The following is a 5,343-nucleotide window of genomic DNA, read 5'->3' as shown; positions in this document are numbered from 1 at the left end:
TGACGCGCAATGAGCAGGGCAAGATGGCAGTGACCCATGTGACACTGCGCCCACGCGTTGTGTTCGCGGGTGCACAGCAACCCGATGCCGATGCGCTGATGAACATGCACCACGAGGCCCATGAGGCCTGCTTCATCGCCAACTCGGTGAAAAGCGAGATCGTGGTCGAACCGCGCGCCTGAGGTGCCAATCAGCACTCAATCAGCACGCGCGCATATCAAGGCAGGCGCATGGACTGCGCCAGCTCTGCCGGACCAGCCTGAGGATCCCAGCCCCAGTGCGCCAGCATCGGGGCCTGCAGATGCGCTTTCAAGGTGGCCAGGTTGGCAGCCTGTTCGGCCATGCCTGGCTCCACCACATTGGCCACCCACCCTGCCAGCGTCAAACCACGTGACAGGATGGCCTCTTGCGTCAGCAGCGCGTGATTCAGGCAGCCCAGGCGCAATCCCACCACCATGATCACAGGCAGGTGCAAGCGCTGAGCGAGATCGGCGCTGGTCTCGAAGCAACCGGGCAGCTCGCACAGCGGCACGATGAAGCCCCCGGCCCCTTCCACCACCACGGCATCGGCATGCTGCTGCAAGGCGTGGAAGCTGGCCTCGATGTGCGCAAGGTCGATCTCCGTGCCCGCCTGTCTGGCCGCAATGTGCGGCGAAGCAGCCAAAGGCAAGGCATAGGGGTTGTCGAATGACGAAGGCACATGGAGGCTGGAGGCCGCGCGCAAGGCCACCACGTCCTCGTTGAGCCATTGGCCGGGATGCCCGTTGACGCCCTCGACCCAATCGCACCCAGCCGCCACGGGCTTCATGCCCACCACACGTGCATGCCCGGCGTTGCGCAAGGCATGGATCAAGGCGGCGCTGGTGCGGGTCTTGCCCACGCCCGTGTCGGTTCCGGTGATGAAGTAAGCGGTCATGTTGGATGAGAATGCCATCAGGGCACAGGCACAACAGGGGCGGCTGGTGCCGACGAATCAGGCAAGGCATCGATCTCGGCCAGCACCTGATCCAGCACACGCAGCATGCCCTCGGCCAGAAAGCATTGATCGGCTTCGCTCAACACATAGGGCGGCATCACGTACAGGGTAGAGCCAATCGGGCGCAGCAGCAAGCCAGCGGCCATGGCCGCGCGGTGGTATCGTGATGCAAAGGTGGGCTCGCTCGTGTCCACGTCCCAGGCCCAGATCATGCCAACGTGGCGCGTGGCCTTGACGCGCGGATGCTGGCTCAGCGGCGCTGTCATGGCCGTGAAGCGTGCGGCTGCCACACGATTGCGCTCCAGCACATCCTGCCCTTGCTCGTCGCGGGCGGCAAAGGTATCGAGCACCGCCAGCGCCGCACGGCAAGCCAGCGGGTTGCCGGTGTACGAGTGCGAGTGCAGGAAGCCATGCACCACGCTGTCATCCCAGAAGGCCGCGTACACATCATCGGTCGTGAGCACCGCAGACAAAGGCATCACACCACCCGTCAAGCCCTTGCTCAGGCAGATGAAGTCGGGCTTCACATGGCTGCCATCGGGCAGCACGGCCTGCTGGTGCGCGAACATCGTGCCCGTGCGGCCAAAGCCTACGGCGATCTCATCGGCAATCCAGTGCACCTGGTACTGGTCACACAAACGGCGCACGGCGAGCAGGTACTCAGGTGCATACATGGCCATGCCCGCCGCGCCTTGAACCAGGGGCTCAAGGATCAGCGCGGCCGTGTGCTCGTGATGCTCGGCGAGATAGGCGGCCAGTGCGTCAATAGTCGATTGCAGATGCGCCTGCGCCGACACGCCCGGTGCGGCATGGCGCGGATCGGGCGATGGCAGCGTGGCACTCAGGCGCAGCAAGGGGGCGTAGGCCTCGCGGAACAGCGGGATGTCCGTCACCGACAAGGCGCCTGCGGTTTCGCCGTGGTAGCCGCCTTGCAGGCCGATGAACTGGTTCTTCTGCGCACGGCCGCGGTTGCGCCAGCTGTGTGCGCTCATCTTCAGCGCGATCTCGGTGGCGCTGGCACCGTCACTGGCGTAGAAGGCATGGCCCAGGCCGGTCAAGCCCGCCAGCCGCTCGGACAATTCGACCACCGGCGGATGCGTCAAGCCGGCCAGCATGATGTGATCGAGCTTGCCCAACTGGTCCGTGATCGCCTCGCGGATCGGGCCGAAGTTGTGCCCGAAAAGGTTCACCCACCACGATGACACCGCATCCAGAATGCGATGGCCTTGGTCGTCAATCAGCCAGGGGCCTTCAGCGGCCACGATGGCACGCGGCGGAAAGTGCTCGTGCACCTTCATCTGCGTGCAGGGATGCCAGACGGCCTGCCGGCTGCGCTCGGCCAGATTGCTAGCCCGATTCGAAGAAGTCATAGGCGCGCAGTATGCCGCCAGTGTCGACAGCAGTCTTCAGTGGGTGGGGCGATAAACGCAACGATCGCCAGCCGCGCGCGACACGGCCACGCTCGACACCTGTGGGATCTGCTTCTTGGCCTGCGCATAGATGAACACGCACAGGTTTTCCAGCGTGGGCGCACCCAGGCCGGCCACTTCGTCTAGGAAGTGGTGATCCAGTTGATTGCGGATCCCGGCAATCACTTCGCGCACCACGGCCAGGTCCACCACCATGCCCGATTCGGGCTGACGCTCGCCACGCACATAAATCTCGGCCGTGTAGGTGTGGCCGTGGATGCGGCGGCTGCCTGCGGCCTCTTCGGCCGACACCTTGCGCTTGAGCGTGTGGGCGGCGTCGAAGGAAAACGACTGACTCAACTCGAACATCTGATCTGACTTTCTTCAGCGAATACCTAGTGTCTTATGGGTCTGCACGCTGAGCAACCAGCGCGGGTGGTCCAGGCACCACTGAACCGCCCATTCCATGGCTTTTTTCCGGTCCTGGGGCTGCGCGCTGTCCATGGCTTGCACACGCATCTGCTGGAAATCCATCTTTTCGAAGGCCAGCAGGTCGCTTTCCGTGAAGCCGGCCTGGGGCACCACCACCTTCAGTTCATGGCCGGATGTCTGCACGAGGGTAGAGCCGGCCTTGGGGCTCACGCAGATCCAGTCCAGGCCTGCCGGCGCGGCAATCGTGCCGTTGGTCTCGACCGCCAACTCGAAGCCTTGCGCATGCAGCGCATCGATCAGGGCCGGATCCACCTGCAACAGCGGCTCCCCGCCCGTCATCACGACAAAGCGCTTGCCTTGCTGGCCCGCCTCGGTGGCCGGCCAGAACGAGGCGATGCGCTCGGCCAGGGCTTGCGCCGTGTCGAACTTGCCGCCGCCCAGGCCGTCTGTACCCACGAAATCGGTATCGCAGAACTGGCAGACGGCACTGGCGCGATCGGCCTCGCGGCCCGTCCACAGGTTGCAGCCGGCAAAACGGCAGAACACGGCCGGACGGCCCGCATGCGTGCCCTCGCCCTGCAGTGTGTAGAAAATCTCTTTGACGCTGTATGTCATGGTCTTAATGCTCTATCAACGCGCTCAGCGTAATCCCGTCCACCAGACGGTCAGGGCCGACGCCAGCACCAGACCCGTGTAGGTCAGCATGGCGCCATCGCGGCCGGTCAACAACAAACCGACGATCAGCACCGCAGCGTTGATCAAGGACGCCCATTTCACCTGACGGAACCAGCCCGCGCTACCGAGCGCCTTCCACCACACCAGGCGAGCCAGGCTGGGCACCAGCAAAGCCATGCCGAGCGCGGGCAAAAAGAAGTTCAAAGCGTGGTTCAAGGCGTCCAGAAAACCCATGGGGCTCCTCGGGCGCAGCGCCGTCCGAAAATTGCGCTGCATCAAATCGGGCGAAGGTTCCTGTGTGTTCGAGGCACAAAAACCCCGTCGTTCGGACGAACTAGTTCGTCCAGCCGTCACCCAGGCAAAGGGAGGATTTTATAATCGCCGCCTATGACCGTCTTGACCCTGGGCTTGAACCACACCACAGCCGCTGTTGACCTACGTGGTCGATTCGCGTTCGCCGTGGACCAACTGGCCCCCACACTCAAGACTTTGCACCAGCGTTTGACGGGTTCCGCTCACCCTGAAGTGGCCCTGCTGTCCACCTGCAACCGCACCGAGCTGTACTGCGCCGCAGGCGGCCTGGGCGGCCACGGGCAGGCCCTCAAGCACGCGGCGGTGGACTGGCTCTCCGGCATCGGCGGCGTCAGCCATGAAGAGTTGATGCGCCACACCTACGTGCTCGAAGGTGGCCCGGCTGCGCGCCACGCCTTCCGCGTCGCCAGCGGCCTGGATTCCATGGTGCTGGGCGAGCCCCAGATCCTCGGCCAGATGAAGCAGGCGGTGCGCGAAGCCGATACCGCCGGCACCCTGGGCACCACCCTGCACCAGCTCTTCCAGCGCAGCTTTGCCGTGGCCAAGGAAGTGCGCACCTCCACCGAGATCGGCGCGCATTCCATCAGCATGGCCGCCGCTGCCGTGCGCCTGGCTTCGCAACTGTTTGAAGACCTGGGCCGCACCAAGGTGCTGTTTGTGGGCGCTGGCGAGATGATCGAGCTCACGGCCACGCACTTTGCCGCCCGCAACCCACGCACGATGGCCGTGGCCAACCGCACACTGGAACGCGGCGAAAAGCTGGCCACCCACCTGGGTGCGCAAGCCATGCGCCTGGCCGACTTGCCCGATCGCCTGCACGAGTTCGACATCGTCGTGTCCTGCACGGCCAGCACCCTGCCCATCATCGGCCTGGGCGCGGTCGAACGGGCACTGAAGGCCCGCAAGCGCCGTCCCATCTTCATGGTCGACCTGGCCGTGCCGCGCGACATCGAACCCGAAGTTGCCCGCCTCGACGACGTCTACCTCTACACCGTCGATGACCTCTCCACCATGGTGCAAACCGCTGGCGAAAAACGCCAGGCTGCCGTCGCCCAGGCCGAGGCCATCATCGAAAGCGGCGTGCAAGGCTTCGTGCACTGGCTGGACCAGCGCACCACCGTCCCCCTGATCCAGGCCCTGCACACCCAGGCCGACGCCTGGCGCGCTGCCGAAATGGCCCGCGCCCGCAAGCTGATTGCCAAGGGTGAAGACATCGAAGCCGTGCTGGAAGCCATGTCCCGCGGGCTCACGCAAAAGATGCTGCACGGCGCCATGGCCGAACTGCACAGCGCCGATGCTGGCCAGCGCCCGCAAGTAGCGGCCGCCCTGTCCAGACTGTTCCTGCGCGGCGAACTGGTGCCCGGCCGCAACCTCACGGCCAGCAGCCCGCCCGACAAATCCGTGCCCACACGGCATGACCCATCGGGGGACAAAGCGTGAGCGCCGGCTTGGCGCCCTCGCTCGCATCATCGCTCGAACGCCTGGCCCGCCGGCTGGAAGAGCTGGATGCGGCACTGTCCTACCCGGTCATCGCGGCCG

The 5,343-nt window shown here is 64.9% G+C and carries 7 protein-coding genes; 2 read left to right on the top strand and 5 right to left on the bottom strand.

The features are described from left to right. Positions 1 to 182: OsmC family protein (locus tag EPO09_RS09590; RefSeq protein WP_367200060.1), on the top strand; the 182-nt coding region annotated here is incomplete at its 5' end. A 35-nt stretch (positions 183 to 217) separates the two neighbouring features. Here EPO09_RS09590 and bioD read toward each other — a convergent pair. Genes bioD through EPO09_RS09565 form a run of 5 tightly spaced genes read right to left on the bottom strand, consistent with a single transcriptional unit; the run spans position 218 to position 3,726 of the window. Then, on the bottom strand, positions 218 to 916 hold the full coding sequence (gene bioD, locus EPO09_RS09585) for a dethiobiotin synthase (RefSeq protein WP_290642525.1): 699 nt from the start codon (positions 914 to 916) through the stop codon (positions 218 to 220). 17 nt (positions 917 to 933) lie between these two features. Then, the gene (bioA, locus tag EPO09_RS09580) at positions 934 to 2,346 is read right to left on the bottom strand and encodes an adenosylmethionine--8-amino-7-oxononanoate transaminase (RefSeq protein WP_290642523.1); all 1,413 of its coding nucleotides are present in this window, start codon (positions 2,344 to 2,346) and stop codon (positions 934 to 936) included. A gap of 36 nt (positions 2,347 to 2,382) precedes the next feature. Further along, positions 2,383 to 2,754 carry a 6-carboxytetrahydropterin synthase gene (locus EPO09_RS09575; RefSeq protein ID WP_290642522.1) on the bottom strand — a complete coding sequence of 124 codons (372 nt, stop codon included), beginning with the start codon at positions 2,752 to 2,754 and terminating at the stop codon, positions 2,383 to 2,385. Between the two features lie 15 nt (positions 2,755 to 2,769). After that, positions 2,770 to 3,432: a 7-carboxy-7-deazaguanine synthase gene (gene queE, locus EPO09_RS09570; RefSeq protein WP_290642520.1), complete on the bottom strand. Its 663-nt coding sequence runs from the start codon at positions 3,430 to 3,432 to the stop codon at positions 2,770 to 2,772. Between the two features lie 24 nt (positions 3,433 to 3,456). Further along, positions 3,457 to 3,726, bottom strand: coding sequence for a hypothetical protein (locus EPO09_RS09565; RefSeq protein ID WP_290642518.1), 270 nt, complete (start codon positions 3,724 to 3,726; stop codon positions 3,457 to 3,459). 153 nt (positions 3,727 to 3,879) lie between these two features. Here EPO09_RS09565 and hemA point away from each other — a divergent pair, with 153 nt between their 5' ends. After that, positions 3,880 to 5,244, top strand: a complete 1,365-nt coding sequence (hemA, locus tag EPO09_RS09560) for a glutamyl-tRNA reductase (RefSeq protein WP_290642516.1) — start codon at positions 3,880 to 3,882, stop codon at positions 5,242 to 5,244. Positions 5,245 to 5,343 lie beyond the last annotated feature (99 nt).

The sequence above is a fragment of the Aquabacterium sp. genome, assembly GCF_004297345.1.
GTDB lineage: Bacteria > Pseudomonadota > Gammaproteobacteria > Burkholderiales > Burkholderiaceae_C > Aquabacterium.
Note: the sequence above shows the minus strand (reverse complement) of the source record. Positions and strands in the feature narration are given on the sequence as shown.

Bases quoted from the DNA above. Each gene is read 5' to 3' on its own strand.
- bioD (WP_290642525.1), bottom strand. From the start codon at position 916: ATGACCGCTTACTTCATCACCGGAACCGACACGGGCGTGGGCAAGACC.
- bioA (WP_290642523.1), bottom strand. From the start codon at position 2,346: ATGACTTCTTCGAATCGGGCTAGCAATCTGGCCGAGCGCAGCCGGCAG.
- EPO09_RS09575 (WP_290642522.1), bottom strand. From the start codon at position 2,754: ATGTTCGAGTTGAGTCAGTCGTTTTCCTTCGACGCCGCCCACACGCTC.
- queE (WP_290642520.1), bottom strand. From the start codon at position 3,432: ATGACATACAGCGTCAAAGAGATTTTCTACACACTGCAGGGCGAGGGC.
- EPO09_RS09565 (WP_290642518.1), bottom strand. From the start codon at position 3,726: ATGGGTTTTCTGGACGCCTTGAACCACGCTTTGAACTTCTTTTTGCCC.
- hemA (WP_290642516.1), top strand. From the start codon at position 3,880: ATGACCGTCTTGACCCTGGGCTTGAACCACACCACAGCCGCTGTTGAC.